16 protein-coding genes are annotated in these 20,120 nt (G+C 37.2%); all 16 read left to right on the top strand.

Annotated elements, in window-relative coordinates; translation table 11 throughout:
• Positions 1-595 precede the first annotated feature (595 nt).
• The 16 genes from HMPREF2811_RS04435 (at position 596) to eno (ending at position 19,979) form a co-directional block, all read left to right on the top strand.
• Positions 596-1,084 (top strand): Lrp/AsnC family transcriptional regulator, encoded by a 489-nt coding sequence (locus HMPREF2811_RS04435; RefSeq protein WP_246829810.1) that lies wholly within the window; start codon positions 596-598, stop codon positions 1,082-1,084.
• Positions 1,081-2,259: a pyridoxal phosphate-dependent aminotransferase gene (locus tag HMPREF2811_RS04440; protein WP_071408272.1), complete on the top strand. Its 1,179-nt coding sequence runs from the start codon at positions 1,081-1,083 to the stop codon at positions 2,257-2,259. The genes HMPREF2811_RS04435 and HMPREF2811_RS04440 overlap by 4 nt, the downstream gene beginning before the upstream one ends.
• On the top strand, positions 2,256-4,061 hold the full coding sequence (gene pepF / locus HMPREF2811_RS04445; protein WP_066126957.1) for an oligoendopeptidase F: 1,806 nt from the start codon (positions 2,256-2,258) through the stop codon (positions 4,059-4,061). The genes HMPREF2811_RS04440 and pepF overlap by 4 nt, the downstream gene beginning before the upstream one ends.
• Positions 4,062-4,637: 576 nt before the next feature.
• The gene (locus tag HMPREF2811_RS04450; RefSeq protein ID WP_071408273.1) at positions 4,638-5,981 is read left to right on the top strand and encodes an MBL fold metallo-hydrolase; all 1,344 of its coding nucleotides are present in this window, start codon (positions 4,638-4,640) and stop codon (positions 5,979-5,981) included.
• Positions 5,968-7,548, top strand: a complete 1,581-nt coding sequence (locus HMPREF2811_RS04455; RefSeq protein ID WP_071408274.1) for a bifunctional metallophosphatase/5'-nucleotidase — start codon at positions 5,968-5,970, stop codon at positions 7,546-7,548. The genes HMPREF2811_RS04450 and HMPREF2811_RS04455 overlap by 14 nt, the downstream gene beginning before the upstream one ends.
• Positions 7,549-7,550: 2 nt before the next feature.
• Positions 7,551-8,585 (top strand): ABC transporter ATP-binding protein, encoded by a 1,035-nt coding sequence (locus tag HMPREF2811_RS04460; protein WP_071408275.1) that lies wholly within the window; start codon positions 7,551-7,553, stop codon positions 8,583-8,585.
• A complete protein-coding gene (locus HMPREF2811_RS04465) occupies positions 8,575-9,474 on the top strand; it encodes a carbohydrate ABC transporter permease (RefSeq protein ID WP_071408276.1) in 900 nt (299 codons plus the stop codon). Before HMPREF2811_RS04460 ends, HMPREF2811_RS04465 begins: the two co-directional genes overlap by 11 nt.
• Positions 9,475-9,476: 2 nt before the next feature.
• Positions 9,477-10,298 (top strand): carbohydrate ABC transporter permease, encoded by an 822-nt coding sequence (locus HMPREF2811_RS04470; RefSeq protein ID WP_071408277.1) that lies wholly within the window; start codon positions 9,477-9,479, stop codon positions 10,296-10,298.
• Between the two features lie 36 nt (positions 10,299-10,334).
• A complete protein-coding gene (locus HMPREF2811_RS04475) occupies positions 10,335-11,600 on the top strand; it encodes an ABC transporter substrate-binding protein (protein ID WP_071408278.1) in 1,266 nt (421 codons plus the stop codon).
• A gap of 310 nt (positions 11,601-11,910) precedes the next feature.
• Positions 11,911-12,504, top strand: coding sequence for an ATP-dependent Clp endopeptidase proteolytic subunit ClpP (gene clpP / locus HMPREF2811_RS04480; RefSeq protein WP_071408284.1), 594 nt, complete (start codon positions 11,911-11,913; stop codon positions 12,502-12,504).
• Between the two features lie 326 nt (positions 12,505-12,830).
• Positions 12,831-13,871, top strand: a complete 1,041-nt coding sequence (locus tag HMPREF2811_RS04485) for a sugar-binding transcriptional regulator (RefSeq protein WP_071408279.1) — start codon at positions 12,831-12,833, stop codon at positions 13,869-13,871.
• A 30-nt stretch (positions 13,872-13,901) separates the two neighbouring features.
• Positions 13,902-14,903 (top strand): type I glyceraldehyde-3-phosphate dehydrogenase, encoded by a 1,002-nt coding sequence (gene gap / locus HMPREF2811_RS04490; RefSeq protein WP_071408280.1) that lies wholly within the window; start codon positions 13,902-13,904, stop codon positions 14,901-14,903.
• A 103-nt stretch (positions 14,904-15,006) separates the two neighbouring features.
• Positions 15,007-16,197, top strand: coding sequence for a phosphoglycerate kinase (gene pgk / locus HMPREF2811_RS04495; RefSeq protein WP_071408281.1), 1,191 nt, complete (start codon positions 15,007-15,009; stop codon positions 16,195-16,197).
• A 77-nt stretch (positions 16,198-16,274) separates the two neighbouring features.
• Positions 16,275-17,033 carry a triose-phosphate isomerase gene (gene tpiA / locus HMPREF2811_RS04500; protein WP_071408282.1) on the top strand — a complete coding sequence of 253 codons (759 nt, stop codon included), beginning with the start codon at positions 16,275-16,277 and terminating at the stop codon, positions 17,031-17,033.
• Positions 17,033-18,562 carry a 2,3-bisphosphoglycerate-independent phosphoglycerate mutase gene (gene gpmI / locus HMPREF2811_RS04505; RefSeq protein ID WP_071408283.1) on the top strand — a complete coding sequence of 510 codons (1,530 nt, stop codon included), beginning with the start codon at positions 17,033-17,035 and terminating at the stop codon, positions 18,560-18,562. Before tpiA ends, gpmI begins: the two co-directional genes overlap by 1 nt.
• 112 nt (positions 18,563-18,674) lie before the next feature.
• Positions 18,675-19,979, top strand: coding sequence for a phosphopyruvate hydratase (eno, locus tag HMPREF2811_RS04510; protein ID WP_066125952.1), 1,305 nt, complete (start codon positions 18,675-18,677; stop codon positions 19,977-19,979).
• Positions 19,980-20,120: the final 141 nt, after the last annotated feature.

The raw sequence follows: 20,120 nt of genomic DNA on the forward strand, positions 1-20,120 counted from the left end.
ATGATAAGCGTTAAATATTTTCTAGACGTTTAAATTTGCTGAGCGGACTGATATTTTAGTAAATTTGCCATTAGAGAACGAGGTCGAGTAGGAAGTGAGTTTCTTGCTTGGCCTCGTTTTTGTGTCAAACAAAGTCATTTTGACATTATGGCTGTTAAAATCGGTCTCATAAAATTGTTCCAGTTCATTGAAAATTCATTATCAAACGAGAGATAAAGAGCATAGCTATAAAACCACGATAACAACCAATCCCGTTTTCCTGATCAATTAGTGTTATAACTTAAAATTCGTCAAGAAAATAAAGGTTTGGATGGTTTGATAAAATGAGAACTTAATGAGGGAGTGGGCAAGAAGTAGAAAATCGGATGATTTTCGCTTCGTCTGTCCACCCCCGCACAGTTGAGTAGGCCTTAAACAAGTCTTTAAGACGCAGGTTGAGACCACTCAACCACTGCGCTTAAGACGCAGATTGAGACCACTCAACCACTGCGCTTTGAATTAAATAGATATGCCTGAACAGAATTTAAAAAGTTTTTGCCCAGCCTCACTATATTCTGATATAATTATTGTCAACATAATAAGAAAGAAGGAATTAATGATGGATATCAACGAAAAAATCCTGAAACTCCTAGAACGTGATAGTCGTTTAACTCACCATGAAATTGCGGTGTTATTGGGCGAAGACGAAGCGTTCATTACCAAAACGATTAAAGAATTAGAAGAGAAGAATATTATTTGTGGTTATACTACTTTAGTGAACTGGGAAAAGACGAACAGTGATATGGTTTCGGCGATTATTGAACTGCGAGTAAATCCGCAAAGAGGGCAAGGTTTTGATCGGATTGCTGAAAAAATTTATAATTTCCCAGAAGTCAAAGCCATGTATTTAACTTCCGGAGGCTATGATTTCTTAATTGAAATGCAAAAAGCACCGATTCGTGAAATTGCGAATTTTGTTTCTTCTCGTTTATCCATCATTGAAGAGGTACAATCGACGGCTACTCATGTTATTTTGAAAAAATATAAAGATCATGACACCCTATTTATTGAAAAAGAACATGATAAAAGGGAGTTTATTTCATGAGAAGTTTTCTAAATCAAAAAGTACAAGCTATTAAACCGTCCGGGATTCGTCGTTTTTTTAATTTAGCTAATGAAATGGAAAATGTTATTTCATTAGGTGTAGGAGAACCCGATTTTGATACACCATGGCATGTACGTGATGAAGGAATATATACCGTTCAGAAAGGACGTACCTTCTATACAGCCAATGCAGGTTTATTAGAATTAAGAACCGCAATAGCTGAAAATATTTTTCGTTTACAAGGTGTAAAATATAACCCTGACACACAGGTATTAGTGACCGTTGGTGGCAGTGAAGCGATAGATTTGGTTTTTCGGGCAACGATTGAACCGGGAGATGAAATCATCTTTACAGAGCCTTGTTATGTGTCCTACTTGCCAACGATTGAATTAGCGGGCGGCGTTCCGGTGGCTATTCCATTAAAAGAACAGAATCAATTTCGTTTAACTCGAGAAGAATTAGCGGCGGCTATCACTGATAAGACCAAAGCACTCGTTTTATCCTTTCCTAATAATCCGACTGGGGCAGTCATGGCAAAAGAAGACTTAGAAGCAATTGCCGATTTAATAATTGAGCATGATCTTTTAGTGATTACGGATGAAATCTACGATCGCCTTACCTATAACGAAGATGAAGAACATGTCAGTATCATTCGCTTACCTGGAATGGCTGAACGTACGGTTTACATCAATGGTTTTTCTAAAGCTTATGCTATGACGGGCTGGCGTTTAGGTTACTGTGCTGGTCCTGAAGAAATTCTCCAACAAATGACCAAAATCCATCAATTTACCATTATGGCAGCTCCTACCATGAGTCAGTATGCCGGTTTAGAAGCTTTGCGTTCAGGTGAACAGGATGTTCTAGAGATGCGCGAAAGCTATAAACAACGTCGCCGTTATTTATTATCTGAGTTCGAACGTCTTGGTATTCCCTGCTTTGAACCTTTGGGTGCTTTCTATGTTTTCCCCAATATTTCGCAATTTGGTATGACTTCAGAGGAATTTGCGATGGATTTACTCCATAAGAAACAGATTGCGGTCGTACCAGGTACCGCCTTTGGGGATAGTGGAGAAGGCTTTGTTCGTATCTCTTATGCTTATTCCATTGCCGAATTAAAAATTGCATTACAACGTATCGAAGAATATATTATTGAAATGAAAGGAAATCTAAATTGAGTAAATTACCATTAAGAACAGAATTACCTGTCGCAGAGACATGGGACTTAAGCTTATTATTTAAAAATCAAGCTGAATATCAAGCAGCAGTTGCAGAAGTGAAAGAGTACGTGACTAACTTTCAAGAACAATATCAAGGGAAATTAACGGACGAGGCAATCATTATTGAGTCATTAGCCAATTTGGAACAAATTAAACGCCAATTGTCCAAAATTTATGGTTATGGGTCCTTAGGATATGAAGCGGATAAGCTGAACGCTGATAATGAAGAAAACTATCAAAAATTGCCTGCGTTAAGTGAATTTTTTGGTGCCACTTTATCGTTTTTCGAATCAGAACTGTTAAGTTTAGACGATAATATCCTTCAAACGGTGATGAAGTCCGATGAGGGAGCGCCGTATCAATACTATTTACAAGCATTGTTACGTGAAAAACCACATCGTTTATCAGGTGAAGTAGAAACGGTGTTAAGTAGCTTAGAAGGGACCTTATCTAGTCAATACCCACTTTATTTAACCTTAAAATTCCAAGATTTAACTTTTGATGATTTTAAAGCTGATGGCAAGACGTATCACAATAGTTTTGTTTCATTTGAAAATGATTATGAAAGTCATCCTAATCAAGCGGTTCGTCATGCAGCGTGGGCTTCTTTCCATAAGGGATTAGCGACCTTCCAACATACCGCTGCCGCAAACTATATTTATCATGTTAAAACTGAGAAAAAAATGGCAACGCTACGTGGTTTTGATTCCGTGATTGATTATTTATTATTTAGTCAACAAGTCACTCGTGAAGCGTATAATCGACAAATTGATGTGATTATGTCAGAATTTGCACCGGTGATGCGTCGTTATGCACGCTTATTACAAAAGGAACAAGGCTTAGCTTCAATTAGCTTAGCTGATATTAAAATGCCATTTACCCAGGAAGAGCCACAACATATTTCGATTGCTGAGGTGCGTAAAATGATGGAAGAAGTCTTCGCGGTATTTGGTGAAGAGTACTTATCGATTGTAAAACGTAGTTTTGATGAACGTTGGATCGATTTTCCAATGAATCAAACGAAATCAACCGGTGGTTTCTGTTCGCCAGTTTATGATGGTCCAGGCTATATTTTATTAAATTGGAATGGGTTATTAAGCGAAGCATTAGTCTTGGCGCATGAATTAGGCCATGCGGCTCATTTTGGCTTAACTTATGATCGTCAATTAATGATGACGCCAGAAGCAAGTTTATATTTTATCGAAGCACCTTCAACAGCTAATGAAGTGATTACTTGTCAATACTTATTAAATCAGCCTCTAGAAGCTGCTCAAAAACGGGTCTTAATTACAGAGTTTATTGCACGTACTTACTTCCACAATATGGTAACTCACCTATTAGAAGCCGATTTCCAACGGAAGGTTTATCTAGCGGTTGATCAAGAAGAAGTGTTGAATGCCGAAAAATTAAATGGTTTCTTTAAAGAGACCTTAGAACAATTCTGGGGTGAAGAGGTCATGATTAATCCTGGTGCAGAGTTAACGTGGTTGCGTCAACCTCACTATTTCATGGGGATGTATCCTTATACGTATTCAGCTGGATTAACAGTCGGAACGCAAATTGGGCAACGAATTGCTAATGGGGAAAGAGATGCCATCGAAAGTTGGTTAGCTGTTTTAGCAGCTGGTGGTACATTAGGACCATTAGAATTGACGGCAAAAGCAGGTGTTTCAATGGAAAATGCGGATGCATTGTGCAGTGCGATTCAATACGTCGATGGTTTATTGGATCAAGTGGAAGCGTTAGAAACACAAAATTAGCTTGAAAAGTTACCACAACTCTTTATCTAAGATCGAATCATCATCACAAAAAGATGTTTTTGATAATCTATAAGAAAAGTGAAAATACGATCTAAAGACAGATAAACAACTGGGGAAAGTCTCATAAATAAACAATGAGTATTTCAAAAATTATCTTGCTCCCATAATTTAGGTCTTTTGATTTGATTTTTTTAGCGGCTTTTCGCCTGTATTGTACAGGTGATCGGCCGCTTAATTTTAGGGGATTTCTGTCTTAAAGGCTCGTTTGATAGTTACCAAACTGTGTGAGGCGATCAAACGACGCGAAAATCCATCATTTTTTATCACTTGCCACTCTTAAGATAAATGAATTCACATTATTTAGCCTGAACAAAAGACGAACAAATATTCAATTTACATTATTTTCACAATAATTAAATAGTAATCAATAATCATTTGTTTTATAATGAAGAGCTAGGGTGAATATCAAAGCGAAATTTGTTTGTGAAAAACACGTAAATTCTAGCATTAATTACTGTTAATTTGCTACAAATATAGTATTCTATAGTTGTATGCAGATAGAAGGAGTGAATTTAATTGACCGAAACAGCAATCCAGTTTTGGAGTGGACTCAACACGATAGGTGGCAACATTATTAGTTTACAATATGAGAACTATCGTATCATTACAGACTTTGGTGCAATGGTAGGGGCTAATGTGGATGATTTGCTCAATCATAGCTTGACCTCACAATTATTAAAAGAAGAAAAATTACCTAAAATACCAGGACTTTATTCAAAACAAGCATTAAAAGATGTCGAATTGGAATCATTTGAGGATAGTGATGTGGAGACGATTATTTGCTTGTCTCATTTACATCTCGATCATTTAGGGTCATTTGGTCAACTAAGTTCTACCATACCTATCTATGCTTTAAAAGACTCGGTCGAGTTTTATGGGCATTTAAAAGAAAACGAATTATTACCTTCGTATGATGTCGATTGGCACCCGGTTGAAGACTTTGGTACGATTCAACATGGTCCTTTTACGATTCAATTTATTCCGGTTGATCATGATACTTTAGGTGCGGCGAGTATTTTTATTACAGCTCCTGATGTTAAGGTGATTTACTCGGGTGATTTTCGCTTATCAGGCTTCCATCCGGAAAAAGTACTGACCTGGGCACAAAAAGCACGAGCATTTGATGCAGACATTTTATTAATCGAGGGTACGACTTTCAGTCATGTGGGGGCAGAGCCGAGCGAAGCGGATTTAAGAATCGAACAAATGACGCGTAATTTAATGGCTAAAAATGAACAACACTTACTCACGAGTCTCAAAAATGAAATGGCTAAAGCGACGGATAAATTAGTGGCTTTTAATGGCTATCCTCAAAATATTACGAGATTAATCCGTTTTGCGAGAATCGTCAATGGCCACGGCCGTCAATTAGTCTTAGATAAACGTTATTATCAGTTAATGAAAGCTTATTTAATTCAACCGTTAGCTATGACGTATATTGGTGAAGGTGGTATCACCATTGAACAGATTAATGAAGCCCCTCATCAATACGCTTTGCAAGTCGATATTGAAGATTTAACAGCACTATTCGCAGTGAAACCGGGCCTTTATTTCCATTCAAATGGCATGCCATTAGGTAGTTACGATCCGACTTATGAACCGTTTGTCCGTCGTGTGGTGGATTATGGATGGGAATTCGTGTTAGCGAATGCGGGAGGACATGCATCCCCGAACGATTTATTATTAGTCAATCGGGTAATTAAACCGAAACTAGTAGTGCCGTGGCATACTTACCAACCTAAACTTTATGGCGAAGCTATTGCATCCCAAGGACAAAATGTTTGGTGGCCTTCATATAATAAAACTTATTATTGGTCGCAACTTTCGGAGAAATTAGGAGCAAAAAATGAAAAAAATTAGTTTTTTGATGACAAGTGATACTCATGCTTTTTGGTTAAATCGCTTGACACATCCAACAGCAAATTTATTTAATACAGCAGGTACCATAGAAGCTGTTCGTCAACAACGTCAACATCCAGTAGTCACCATCGATTTAGGAGATTTTATTCAAGGCTCTTCCTTTGCTACTTATTGTAGCCAAGAAGTAAAAGATGGCAGTTGTTTTGCGCGCGCCATGAATGCCTTGAACTATGATTTCCAAATCATTGGGAATCACGAATTTAATTATGGACCAGACTATCGAGATAGTATCTTAACGAAACTTGATTCACAAATCTTATTAAGTAATATTGTTCGTGAAGATGATAGTCAACCGTTTATTGGCCAACCCTATCAAATCATTGAACGAGAGGGGATTAAAATTGGTGTGATTGGGGTCACAACCCATTACATCCCCCATTGGGAATTACCGAAACACTATGAAGGATTAATCTTTTTAGATGCATTTGAAACAACCAAAAAGTATGTGGCTGAATTACGTCCATTAGTGGATGTTGTAGTGGTTGCTTATCATGGAGGATTTGAAAGTGACCTCGAAACATTCTCACCTTTAGAAGAATGGACGGGTGAAAACCAAGGGGCTAAAATGTTACAAGAAATTGAGGGCATTGATGTACTGCTAACTGGTCATCAACATCGGTTTATTAACCAACAAGTGAAGAATACCTGGACCGTGCAACCTGGTCATGCTGGTGAATTTGTCGCGGAAGTGATTTTAGAATTAGATGAGCAACATCAAATTATCCATCGTGAAGGCTATTTACATGAGGCAGCGCAATATCAAGCTTTAGATAAGTTACGGCCACAATTGGAGCCGCAATTATCAAATGGCAAAGCGTGGTTGGAGACGGTTTTAGGCCATGCACCTATTGTGCAACCCACGCATGATATCTTTTTAGCGCGGTTATATGGGCATCCGTTTTTAGAATTATTGAACCAAGTTCAATTACAAGTAACAGGTGCTGATTTTAGTGGTATTGCTTTAGTTAATGAGCATTTTGCTGAATTTCAAGGCGATATAACAAATGAAATTCTATTAAAAGCTTATCCTTATTATAATTTAATTACTAAAATACAATTAACAGGTCAAGAAATATACGAGGTCATGGAATATAATCTAGAATATTTTGAGTTGGATGCGACAGGGCAAATGATAGTCAATCCTGAATACATTTCTCCTAAACCACGCCATTATAATTATGATATTTATTCAGGTTTTAAAACAATCGTTGATGTCTCCAAACCCAAAGGACAACGAGTTATTGAGTTGATTGATGAAAGAACCAATCAACCTTTAGAAAAAGAGCGGATTTATCAGTTGGCCGTCACTCAATACCGTGCGGTTGGTGGGGGCGATTATACCATGTTGACACAAGATAAAATAGTTGAAATAACGCAATATGATATTGCGTCTGAATTGGTAAAAGCGTTAAATACCTTTGATGAAAAGAAATGGGATACGATTAATCAACATTTTCAACATATCGAATGGTTAAATCAGACAATAAAGAATACAGATGAGGTGTAATTGTGCAAGTTAGATTTGAAAATGTCACCATGCAGTTTGAAGATAAAAAGGTCCTCGATAATATTAGTTTTACCTTGCCTAGTCATGAATTGATTTCTTTTTTAGGCCCTTCAGGTTGTGGAAAATCAACCACTTTATATTTGATTTCAGGATTATTAACTCCTACTTCAGGGAAGATTTATTTTGATGATCGCGACGTCACTAAATTGGATCCAGTAAAACGTCAAGTCGGGTTAGTTTTTCAAAATTATGCCTTATACCCTCATTTGACAGTATTAGAAAATATTATGTTTCCTTTAAAAATGAGCAAGATGCCGAAACCTAAGAGAATAGAAATTGGAAAAAAAATGGCAGCTTTAACACAAATTGACGATCAATTGGATAAGTACCCACGTCAATTATCAGGTGGGCAGCAACAAAGGGTAGCCATTAGTCGGGCTTTGGCGAAATCTCCGTCGGTCTTATTGATGGATGAACCATTGTCCAATTTAGATGCGCGTTTGCGAATTGAGATGCGTGAGGAAATTCGTCGTATTCAACAAGAAACGGGTGTGACGACCGTGTTTGTAACCCACGATCAAGAAGAAGCATTAAGTATTGCGGATAATGTGATGGTCTTAAACCAAGGTGAAATTCAACAAAAAACGGATCCGGTTACTTTATATAAAGAACCTAATAATCTTTTTGTAGCGAAATTCATCGGTTCACCCGTTATTAATACCTTTACTAAAAATTCACCTTCTTTAAATCATGAGGCATGGGTATTTGATCATGAATGGGAAACGATAGGGATTCGTTCTGAGCATTTTACATTAGGAAACGCAGAAGATTACTTACTACAAGCAACGGTTGAGAGAATTGAACATGTGGGGAAAGATATTACGATGCATATGATATTCGAGGGTGAATCCTTTACGGTTACCGATTTAGATTTAGATGTAACAGAAGGTAGCTTGGTTTACTTAAAAGTTGCACCAGAAAAAATAATGTTTTTTGATAAGACAGCTGCCAGAGTTGAGGTAGTGAATCATGAATAAAAAACCGACGCTAAAAAGCACCTTACAAGCATTGCTTTATTTGGCACCGATGTTAACATTTATTGGTATTTTTACCATTTATCCTATTTTTAAATCAGTGGCGATGAGTTTTTATACTAATTTTAATTTGTTTACGGGTGAAGTTAAATCGCGAGGATTGGAAAACTATCAAGTCGTCCTCAGTGATCCTAAATTTCATCAAGCTCTAAAAAACACTTTTATTTATGTTATTGGTGTCGTGCCAACGAGTATTTTTATCTCATTGATGATCGCGTTAATGTTAAATAGTATTCCGTTTTTAAAAGGTTTCTTTAGAACCGTTTATTTCTTGCCTTATGTGACCAGTACCGTAGCTGTTTCGGTGGTGTGGAGTTGGTTGTATCATTCACGCTATGGTTTCTTTAATTATATTCTTAGCTTATTTGGAGCAGATGCCGTCAACTGGTTAAATTCACCTGATAATGCGTTGCCGGCCGTGATGATTATGGCGGTATGGAAGAGTTTAGGTTTTAATATTTTACTATTATTAGTAGGTTTAGGTAATATCAATGAGAATTACTATAAAGCCGCTAAAATTGATGGAGCGAATGCTTTTAATCGCTTTACGAATATTACGATTCCCTTATTAAGACCGACTTTATTTTTATTGTCGACCTTAGGGGTAATCAGTGGTTTTAAGGTGTTCGACGAAGTCTTTGCTTTATTTAGTGGTAGACCTGGACCCGCAGGTTCGGCAACCACTTTGGTTTACTATTTATTTGAAAAATTCTATGTGAAATTCAAATATGGTCAAGCAGCAGCGACCGGTATTATTTTGTTCTTGATTGTTTTGGTCATTACTATGGTTCAAAATGCCGGTAACCGCTACTTTGAAAAGAGAGGTGGCTAATTATGAAGGGGTTTTTTAAAAACATTTTATTATATATGCTATTGTTTTTAGGTGGCCTGTTTATGGTGTTGCCTTTTTATTGGATGTTAGTAACAAGTTTAAAATCAGCAGGGGAAGCTATTGCGATTCCTCCTACTTGGTTACCTCGGAATTGGTTGTTTTCAAATTATGAAAAAGCGCTGAAGGTAGCCCCATTCGCTCGCTATTTTTTAAATAGTTTATTGGTCACCTTTGCGACCACAACGGGCGAGTTAATTACGAGCATTTTGGCAGCTTTTGCCTTTGCTAAACTAAAGTTTTGGGGTAAAGATGTATTGTTCATTATTTTATTAGCCACCATGATGGTGCCGGGTGAATTAATGACCATACCTAACTTTGTAACGTTAGCAAGTTGGGATATGATTAACACCTATTGGGCTTTGATTATACCATGGCTTGCAAGTGTTTTTTCAGTCTTTACTTTAAAACAATCATTCCAATCGATACCGGATCAGCTTTATTATGCCGCTAAAACCGATGGTGCGAGTGACTGGCGTTTCCTTTGGGAAATGATGGTACCTTTATCTAAATCATCGATTATTGCGGTCATGATATTGAAAGTGATTGGTAGTTGGAATTCGTTTATGTGGCCATTAATTGTCACAAACGATAAGGCATTACGTACATTGCCTGTGGGATTACAAGCTTTTACGACCGAAGCCGGAACTCAATTTGAGTTATTAATGGCGGCGTCAACCTTAGTAGTAGTTCCAATGGTTGTCATTTATCTGTTCTTGCAAAAATATATTATGCAAGGTATTGCAAGTTCTGGTCTTAAAGGCTAGATGACTTAGGATTTATTTTCTGGGAGGAAAACATTAATGAAAAAATTACGCACATTAGCGGCAACTTTATTAGCAGCAACAACTTTAGGCTCTTTTGTTCCATCAGCAAATGCGCAAGAGAAAGTACAAGTAACTTTTTGGCATGCGATGAATGGTCCACACCAAGAAATGTTAACTAAATTAGTTGAAGAATTTAATGCTTCACAAGAAGGGATTGAAGTCGTTGAACAAAACCAAGGTGACTATTCTACTTTACAACAAAGTATTATGGCTTCTGGTGTATCAGGCGATTTACCGACAATTGCTCAATTAACAGCTTCGAACACCCCGGATTTCATGGATCAAGGTTTATTATTACCTTTAAATGACTTATTAACACCTGAAAACGGCTATACTGATGAGTTAAAAGAAGGGGTTTATGAAACTTTCTTAAAAGGTGCTACTTTTGATGATCAAATTTATGCTTTACCATTCTCAAAATCAGTACGCTTAATGTTTGTCAATAAAACAATGTTGGATGAAGTGAATGCTGAAGTTCCAAAAACTTGGGATGAAGTATTGGCATTAGGTGAAAAATTAGATGAAGCTGGAATTGAAAAACCAGCAATGGGACTTGAAAACGAGTTAACCATGGAATATGAAACAATGGCTCGTCAAAATGGTGCAACTTGGATTGCAGATGATTTATCGCAAGTTGATATGTCTTCTGAAAAAGCAATTGAGCCACTTCAATTCATTAAAGATTTATTAGCGAATGAACATGCACGTACAGCAGGTGAAGATGGCTATATGTCTGGTCCATTTGCTGCTGGTGAAAGTGCGTTATATATTGGTTCTTCTGCTGGTTTACAATATGTCTTACCGGGTGTAGAAGAAAGTGGTATCGAATTAGAAACTGCACATATTCCGGTCTTTGGTGATGGTGAAGAATTAACCTTATTTGCAGGTAATGATTTAGGTGTTTTCTCTTCTGCATCTGAAGAACAACAAAAAGCGGCAGTGCAATTCATGTCATTCTTATTAGAAAATACTGACCGTTGGGCGATTGCGACAGGTTATTTACCTGTTACAAAACAAGGTGCAGAATCTGAAGAATGGACTCAATACTTAGAAGAAAATCCACTTGTTAAAGCTGCCTCTGAAGAATTAGAATTTGGTAAGGCACAAGCTGCCTATGTTGGAGCTAGTGAAGTTTACTCTGAGTTAAAAACAGCATTAGAAAATATTATTATTAATGATGCTGATGCAGCAACTGAAATGGCAAATATCGAAACATTAGTAAAAGGATTTTTAGGTCTATAATTAACAAGACGATTGATAAATGACAACAGTACGGAAAATGAAGGCTTTAACAGAGGCCTTCATTTTGTTTTATAGGCTCTTTGTCAAATGGTGTGAATGGACAGAGGCATTTTTGTTGACCTACAACAAAAAGTATAGAGCCGTTTTATAAAGGATAAACAAAAATAAATTTTTCCTAGAATGCTTTTGATTGAAACTTGTAACAGTGTTCGATAAAATGACGAAGGAAATATTCAAGTCAATAAGATTGACCTTATTTGACTAATGGAGTATAATGAATCCAGATAAAGTGAGAAAAGGAGCGATAAATTTGAATTTAATACCTACAGTAATTGAACAATCTTCACGTGGAGAACGTGCCTATGATATTTATTCTCGTTTATTAAAAGATAGAATTATTATGCTAAGTGGACCTATTGATGATAATGTGGCTAACAGTGTCATTGCCCAATTATTATTTTTAGAAGCCCAAGACTCAGAAAAGGATATTTATTTATATATTAATTCACCTGGGGGGAGCGTTTCTGCTGGATTAGCTATTTTTGATACGATGAACTTTATTAAATCCGATGTACAAACGATTGTTATCGGAATGGCTGCGTCAATGGGGGCTTTCTTATTAGCAGCAGGACAAAAAGGCAAACGCTACGCTTTACCTAATTCTGAAGTGATGATTCACCAACCATTAGGTGGAGCGCAAGGTCAAGCGACTGAAATCGAAATAGCTGCCCGTCATATTTTACATACGCGTGAGCGCCTTAATACGATTTTAGCTGATCGTACAGGGCAACCAATCGATATTATTGCCCGCGATACGGACCGTGATAATTATATGACTGCGGAACAGGCAAAAGAATATGGTTTAATTGATTATATTATGGAGAATAACAAATCGTTAAAATAATTGAACGAAAAGAATTTAATATTTTAAATTTTAAGAAAATCTTAATTCTGGGCGAAAGTCCAGAATTTTTTTATGAAAATATATGTAATATTAAACTCTTTCAAAGAAAGCACTTAACCATTTGTTAATATTGAAATATTTAATCTTATTGGCCAATAATCGCCCATGCAATAGGGGCGGATATCGGCTATTATTATTTGATTTTGATTGCAAACAATATTGAATAATGGTATAGTATTAATATGGAAAACGATGAACTGATTATTTAGAAGAGTTTTTTAAAAACTTAATTGGTTGGTCATTTGTTGCCCAAGAGGAGGAACACCATGAAGGATGTTTTTTCTATGATTCAAGCAATAGCACCTGATTTAAGTGCAACCTTGCGAACGCGCTATGAAATCCTCTATCACTTAAGACAAGTTGGTGAACCATTAGGTCGAAAAAATTTAGCTGATCGGATTAACAGTTCTGAACGTTCAGTACGAACGATTATTGATCTAATGCGTGAACAAGATTTAGTTGAAGTGACAAGAGTGGGGATTCGCTTAACGGAACATGGACATATTGTTTCAGACATGATTTCTGAGACAGTAAAAAACTCAAGTCGTTTACACGATATTGAAGAATCATTAAAAAGTCATTTAGGTATCTCCAATTGTTGGGTTGTACCAGGTGATTTAGATCATGATTCGGTCGTCTATCGGGAATTGAGTTACGCTACTCAACAAGTATTAGAACGCTACTTGAAGTTTGGTCGTAGTATTATTGCGGTGACAGGTGGTGAGACCTTAGCTCATGTCGGCGAAGGTTTAACTGATGATTTGTCCCAAAATCGTGAATTAGTATTTGTTCCAGCCCGTGGCGGTGTTGGGGGGGGATTTAATATCCAATCCAATATTGTTGGCGGTGTGATGGCTCAAAAAACGAATTCAAAATATGTTCCTTTATTTCTACCGGATGCAATGGAAGAAGATGCGTCGAAAATATTGATGACAGACCCTTCGATTAGTCAGGCAGTGGCATTGAGTAAGAAAGCAGATTGTTTATTAGTCAGTGTTGGATCCGCCGAAGTGATGGCAGAGCGTCGGGAGCTTACTGCACAACAACAACAATTATTAAAAGAAAAAAAGGCGATTGGTGAAGCGTTTGGCGTGTTCTTTGATGAACAAGGCCAAGAAGTATTACGATTACCACGGATTGGTATTCAAATAGAAGACGTGAGCCACATTCCTTTAGTTCTGACAATAGTTGGTGGTGCTACAAAAGCACATGCCGTAGAAGGCTATTGTAAATTAGTCCAACATCATGGATGGTTAATCTGTGATGAGGGCGTCGCAAATATGATTTTAAATGAGGAAACTCATTAAAATAAAAAATCCTTAAGGAGGAAGTCAATTATGACAGTAAAAGTAGGTATTAATGGTTTTGGACGTATCGGTCGTTTAGCATTCCGTCGTATCCAAGAAGTAGAAGGAATCGAAGTAGTAGCAATCAACGACTTAACAGATGCTAATCAATTAGCTCACTTATTAAAATATGATACAACTCAAGGTCGCTTCAATGGTGAAGTTGAGGTATTAGACGGAGCTTTCCGTGTTAACGGTAAAGAAGTGAAAGTTTTAGCTAACCCAAATCCAAATGAATTACCTTGGGGCGAATTAGGAGTTGAAATCGTATTAGAATGTACTGGTTTCTTCACTTCTAAAGAAAAAGCTGAATTACACTTACAAGGTGGTGCCAAACGTGTTGTTATTTCTGCACCTGGTGGTAATGATGTTCCAACAATCGTTTACAATACTAACCATGATATCTTAACTGGTGACGAAACAGTTATCTCTGGTGCTTCATGTACTACTAACTGTTTAGCTCCTATGGCAAAAGTATTAAATGACAGCTTTGGAGTTGTTGAAGGTTTAATGACAACTATCCATGCTTATACTGGTGACCAAAATACTTTAGATGCACCACATCGTAAAGGTGACTTACGTCGTGCTCGTGCTGCAGCTGAAAACATTATTCCTAACACAACAGGTGCTGCTAAAGCTATCGGTTTAGTTATTCCAGAATTAAACGGTAAATTAGACGGAGCTGCACAACGTGTTCCTGTAGCAACTGGTTCATTAACTGAATTAGTAACTGTATTAGAAAAACCAGTTACAGCTGAAGAAGTGAACGCAGCAATGAAAGCAGCAGCTAACGAATCATACGGATATAACGAAGACGAAATCGTTTCTTCTGATATCGTAGGTATTACTTATGGTTCATTATTCGATGCAACTCAAACAAAAGTTATGACTGTTGGCGACAAACAATTAGTTAAAACTGTTGCTTGGTATGACAATGAAATGTCATATACTGCACAATTAGTTCGTACTTTAGAATACTTCGCTAAAGCTTAATTTATCAAATAGCGTTTCAAAAGCGTCTATCCAAAAGTGCGGGGAGGCAAAGACGCTTCCCTGCACTTTTTATATATAAAAAACTCTTTAGGAGGAGAAAAGTATGGCAAAAAAAACAGTTGAAGATTTACAAGTTCAAGGCAAAACAGTATTAGTGCGTGTGGATTTTAACGTTCCAATGAAAGATGGCGTTATTACCGACGACAATCGTATTGTTGCGGCTTTAGATACCATCAAATATTTAATCAACAACCAAGCTAAAGTTGTTTTATTCTCTCACTTAGGTAAAGTGAAAACAGAAGAGGATAAAGCTGGTAAATCATTAAAACCAGCTGCTGACCGTTTAGCTGAATTATTAGAACAAGAGGTTAAATTCTCACCAGTTACTCGTGGTGCAGAATTAGAAGAAGCTGTTAAATCTTTAAAAGAAGGCGAAGTATTAGTTGTTGAAAATACTCGTTTTGAAGATATCGATGGCAAAAAAGAATCTGGTAATGATGCTGAATTAGGTAAATATTGGGCTTCATTAGGTGACTTATTCGTCAATGATGCTTTCGGTACAGCTCACCGTGCCCATGCTTCTAACGTAGGCATTGCTTCTCATTTAGAATCTGCTGCAGGTTATTTAATGGAGAAAGAAGTAAAATTCTTAGGTGAAGCAGTGGATAACCCTGTTCGACCATTCGTGGCTATTTTAGGTGGAGCGAAAGTTTCGGATAAAATTAAAGTAATTGAAAACTTATTAGACAAAGCTGATAAAGTTATTATCGGTGGCGGTATGGCTTATACATTCTTAAAAGCTCAAGGTAAAGAAGTTGGTAATTCATTATTAGAATTAGACCGCGTTGAGTTAGCTAAAGAATTATTAGCTAAAGCGGGTGATAAAATTGCTTTACCGGTAGATGTCGTTGTAGCGGATGACTTCTCAAATGATGCGAATACTCAAGTAGTATCTATCGACGACATTCCTGCTGATTGGGAAGGTTTAGACTGTGGACCTAAATCAGTAGAGTTTTACACTGAGATCTTAAAAGATGCGAAAACAGTGGTGTGGAATGGCCCAATGGGTGTATTCGAAATGCCTAATTTTGCTAAAGGGACTATTGGTGTTTGTGAAGCTATTGCTAACTTAGAAGATGCCACAACAATCGTTGGTGGAGGAGACTCTGCGGCAGCAGTTTTACAATTAGGATATGAAGATAAATTCTCACATATCTCTACCGGTGGTGGTGCGTCATTAACTTACTTAGAAGGCGCAGTTTTACCAGGTGTTGAAGCAATTAACGACAAGTAATTAAAAAAGCTCAATGCCAGGGTGGGGGAATGACTCTACCCTGTCATTAGTTAAGAAATATAAAAGGAGAAGATAGAATGTCACGTAAACCAATTATCGCTGGTAACTGGAAAATGAATAAAACGGCCGCTGAAGCCCGTGAATTTGTGGATGCTGTCAAAAACAATGTTCCATCAAATGATTTAGTTGATACAGTTATCGGTTCACCTGCATTATTCCTTGAAGGAATGACAAAAGGGGTTAAAGATACAGAAGTTAAAGTAGCAGCTCAAAACTGTTACTTTGAAGATGAAGGTGCATTTACTGGGGAAATTAGTCCTAAAGCTTTAGGTGCCTTAGGAGTAGAATATGTCATTATTGGTCACTCTGAACGTCGTGAATACTTCCACGAAAAAGATGAAGACATTAATAAGAAAGCACATGCTATTTTCCGTAACGGCATGACACCAATCATCTGCTGTGGTGAAACTTTAGAAACTTATGAAGCTGGTAAAGCAGAAGAGTTTGTTGGTGCTCAAATTAAAGCAGCCTTAAAAGACTTAACGGCAGAACAAGTAGCTTCATTAGTTATTGCCTATGAGCCAATCTGGGCAATCGGTACTGGTAAATCAGCAACTCAAGATGATGCTCAAAAAATGTGTAAAGCTGTTCGTGACGTGGTAGCAGCTGACTTCGGTCAAGATATTGCAGATAAAGTTCGCGTACAATATGGTGGTTCAGTTAAACCTGAAAACATTAAAGACTACATGGCTTGTCCGGATGTTGACGGTGCATTAGTAGGTGGCGCTTCTTTACAACCAGATTCTTTCTTAGCATTATTGGAGGCAGTAAAATAATGAGTAAATCTCCCGTAGCGATTATCATCTTAGACGGATTTGGATGGAGAGCTGATAGCAACGGTAATGCAGTTGCTTTAGCTAAAAAACCAAATTTTGATCGATATTATGATGAATTTCCACATTCAACAATGAAAGCTTCAGGATTAGATGTTGGTCTTCCTGATGGTCAAATGGGTAACTCTGAAGTTGGTCACACCAATATTGGTGCTGGACGTATTGTTTATCAAAGTTTAACCCGTATCGATAAAGCCATTGCTGATGGTGAATTCGCAACGAATGAGGCTTTGAATCATGCTTTCCAACAAGTATTAGATAATCAATCAGCTTTACATTTATTTGGTCTATTATCCGATGGTGGTGTTCACAGTCATTTAAACCATTTATTAGCCTTAGTCGATACAGCAAAAGCAAAAGGAATCGAAAAAGTTTACATCCATGCCTTTATGGATGGACGTGACGTGGATCCAAAAGCTGGACCAGGCTATGTTAAAACTTTAGAAGATCACTTAGCTGCAACTGGTGTAGGTAAAATTGCTACTGTATCTGGTCGTTATTATGCAATGGACCGTGATAAACGATGGGAACGTGTGAAATTAGCTTATGATGCTATTTTCCATAGCGAAGGACCAACATTTGACTCAGCACAAGCTGTTTTAGAACATAACTATGCTGAAGGCATAACAGATGAGTTCATCGTTCCAGCTGTGATTACAGAGAATGGTCATCCAATTGCTAAAGTTGAAGACAATGATTCCATCATCTTCTTTAACTTCCGTCCTGACCGTGCGATTCAATTATCCAATGCGATTACCGATAAAGAATGGGATAACTTTGATCGTGGAGTACAAGCAAAAAATGTTAAATTAACAACCATGACGCTTTATAATCCTAGTATTGATGCAGAAGTGGCATTCCCACCAATTCCAATGACAAATGTCATCGGTGAAGTATTATCAAATGCTGGATTAAAACAATTACGTATCGCTGAAACGGAAAAATATCCACATGTTACATTCTTTATGAATGGTGGACGTAATGAGGAATTCCCAGGCGAAAACCGTATTTTAATCCCCTCACCAAAAGTAGCTACTTATGACTTAAAACCTGAAATGTCAGCCTACGAAGTGGGTGATGCTTTATATAATAGCATTATGAATGATGAAAATGATGCGATTATCTTAAACTTCGCCAACCCAGATATGGTTGGACACTCCGGTATGTTAGAACCAACTATCAAAGCAATCGAAGCAGTTGACGAAAACTTAGGTAAAGTGGTTGATGCTATTTTAGAAAAAGGTGGCTATGCGATTATTTTTGCTGACCACGGAAACTCAGAGACTATGATAACACCTGAAGGAACGCCACATACTGCTCATACGACTGTTCCAGTTCCAGTGATTGTCACTAAACATGGAATTGAATTAAGAGAAGATGGACGTTTAGCAGACGTAGCGCCAACAATGTTAGATTTATTAGGGCTTGAAAAACCAGCAGAAATGACTGGTGAATCATTAATTAAAAAATAATGAAAAACCTCGAAATGCTTTGCATTTCACCCGATTTATAATTACAATAGAGATAGGTATTTTATACGATCTCAGTGTAAAAATTTATACCAAATTAAAGGAGAAATAAAAAATGCCATTTATTACAGATGTTTATGCACGCGAAGTTTTAGATTCACGTGGTAACCCAACAATCGAAGTTGAAGTTTATACAGAAAGCGGTGCTTTTGGTCGCGGTATGGTACCTTCAGGTGCTTCTACTGGTGAACACGAAGCGGTTGAATTACGTGACGGAGACAAAGAACGTTACTTAGGTAAAGGTGTTTCTAAAGCAGTTGATAATGTTAACAATATTATCGCTGAAGCCTTATTAGGATACGATGTTTTACAACAACAAGCAATCGATAAATTAATGATCGAATTAGACGGTACTCCTAACAAAGGTAAATTAGGTGCTAACGCAATCTTAGGTGTTTCTATCGCGGTTGCACGTGCAGCTGCAGATTACTTAAATATTCCTTTATACCAATATTTAGGTGGATTCAATACTAAAGTTTTACCTACACCAATGATGAACATTGTTAACGGTGGATCTCACTCTGATGCTCCAATCGCTTTCCAAGAGTTCATGATTTTACCTGTTGGTGCTCCTACTTTTAAAGAAGCTTTACGTTGGGGTACTGAAGTATTCCACGCATTAAAAGCAATCTTACATGACCGTGGTTTAGTAACTGCTGTAGGTGACGAAGGTGGATTTGCTCCTTCATTCGAAGGAACTGAAGATGGTGTTGAAACTATCTTAGAAGCTATTAAAAAAGCTGGTTTAGAACCAGGTAAAGATGTATTCTTAGGATTTGACTGTGCTTCTTCAGAATTCTATGAAAACGGTGTTTACGACTACACTAAATTCGAAGGTGAAAATGGTGTAAAACGTACAGCTGAAGAACAAGTTGATTACTTAGAAGAATTAGTAAACAAATACCCAATCATCTCTATCGAAGACGGTATGGATGAAAACGACTGGGAAGGTTGGAAATTATTAACTGAACGTATCGGTGATAAAGTTCAATTAGTAGGTGACGACTTATTCGTAACAAACACTGAAATCTTAGAACGTGGTATCGAAAACGGCGTTGGTAACTCAATCTTAATCAAAGTTAACCAAATTGGTACATTAACTGAAACATTCGATGCAATCGAAATGGCTAAAGAAGCAGGTTACACAGCAGTTGTATCACACCGTTCAGGTGAAACAGAAGATTCAACAATCGCTGACATCGCTGTTGCAACTAACGCTGGCCAAATCAAAACAGGTTCATTAAGCCGTACTGACCGTATCGCTAAATACAATCAATTATTACGTATTGAAGATGAATTAGGCGAAGTTGCTAAATACAACGGCTTAAAATCATTCTACAACTTAGACTTAAAAAAATAATTAGTTAATTGCTAATTAATGTGGCGCTCCCTCTTTGAGGGGGCGTTTTTGTGCTTACATGGATAAAAGTTGGAAGGGTGCTATTTATCAATTATAGGTTGCAAGCATGAAAGTAAGCGTCCTATATCAGAGTATCTTGAT

Origin of the sequence: Globicatella sp. HMSC072A10, from assembly GCF_001811625.1 — a bacterium.
GTDB lineage: Bacteria > Bacillota > Bacilli > Lactobacillales > Aerococcaceae > Globicatella > Globicatella sanguinis.

Excerpts from the sequence above, each read along its gene's own strand:
- HMPREF2811_RS04435 (WP_246829810.1), top strand. The coding sequence starts at position 596 with ATGATGGATATCAACGAAAAAATCCTGAAACTCCTAGAACGTGATAGT.
- HMPREF2811_RS04440 (WP_071408272.1), top strand. The coding sequence starts at position 1,081 with ATGAGAAGTTTTCTAAATCAAAAAGTACAAGCTATTAAACCGTCCGGG.
- HMPREF2811_RS04455 (WP_071408274.1), top strand. The coding sequence starts at position 5,968 with ATGAAAAAAATTAGTTTTTTGATGACAAGTGATACTCATGCTTTTTGG.
- HMPREF2811_RS04470 (WP_071408277.1), top strand. The coding sequence starts at position 9,477 with ATGAAGGGGTTTTTTAAAAACATTTTATTATATATGCTATTGTTTTTA.
- HMPREF2811_RS04475 (WP_071408278.1), top strand. The coding sequence starts at position 10,335 with ATGAAAAAATTACGCACATTAGCGGCAACTTTATTAGCAGCAACAACT.
- HMPREF2811_RS04485 (WP_071408279.1), top strand. The coding sequence starts at position 12,831 with ATGAAGGATGTTTTTTCTATGATTCAAGCAATAGCACCTGATTTAAGT.
- gap (WP_071408280.1), top strand. The coding sequence starts at position 13,902 with ATGACAGTAAAAGTAGGTATTAATGGTTTTGGACGTATCGGTCGTTTA.
- pgk (WP_071408281.1), top strand. The coding sequence starts at position 15,007 with ATGGCAAAAAAAACAGTTGAAGATTTACAAGTTCAAGGCAAAACAGTA.
- tpiA (WP_071408282.1), top strand. The coding sequence starts at position 16,275 with ATGTCACGTAAACCAATTATCGCTGGTAACTGGAAAATGAATAAAACG.
- gpmI (WP_071408283.1), top strand. The coding sequence starts at position 17,033 with ATGAGTAAATCTCCCGTAGCGATTATCATCTTAGACGGATTTGGATGG.
- eno (WP_066125952.1), top strand. The coding sequence starts at position 18,675 with ATGCCATTTATTACAGATGTTTATGCACGCGAAGTTTTAGATTCACGT.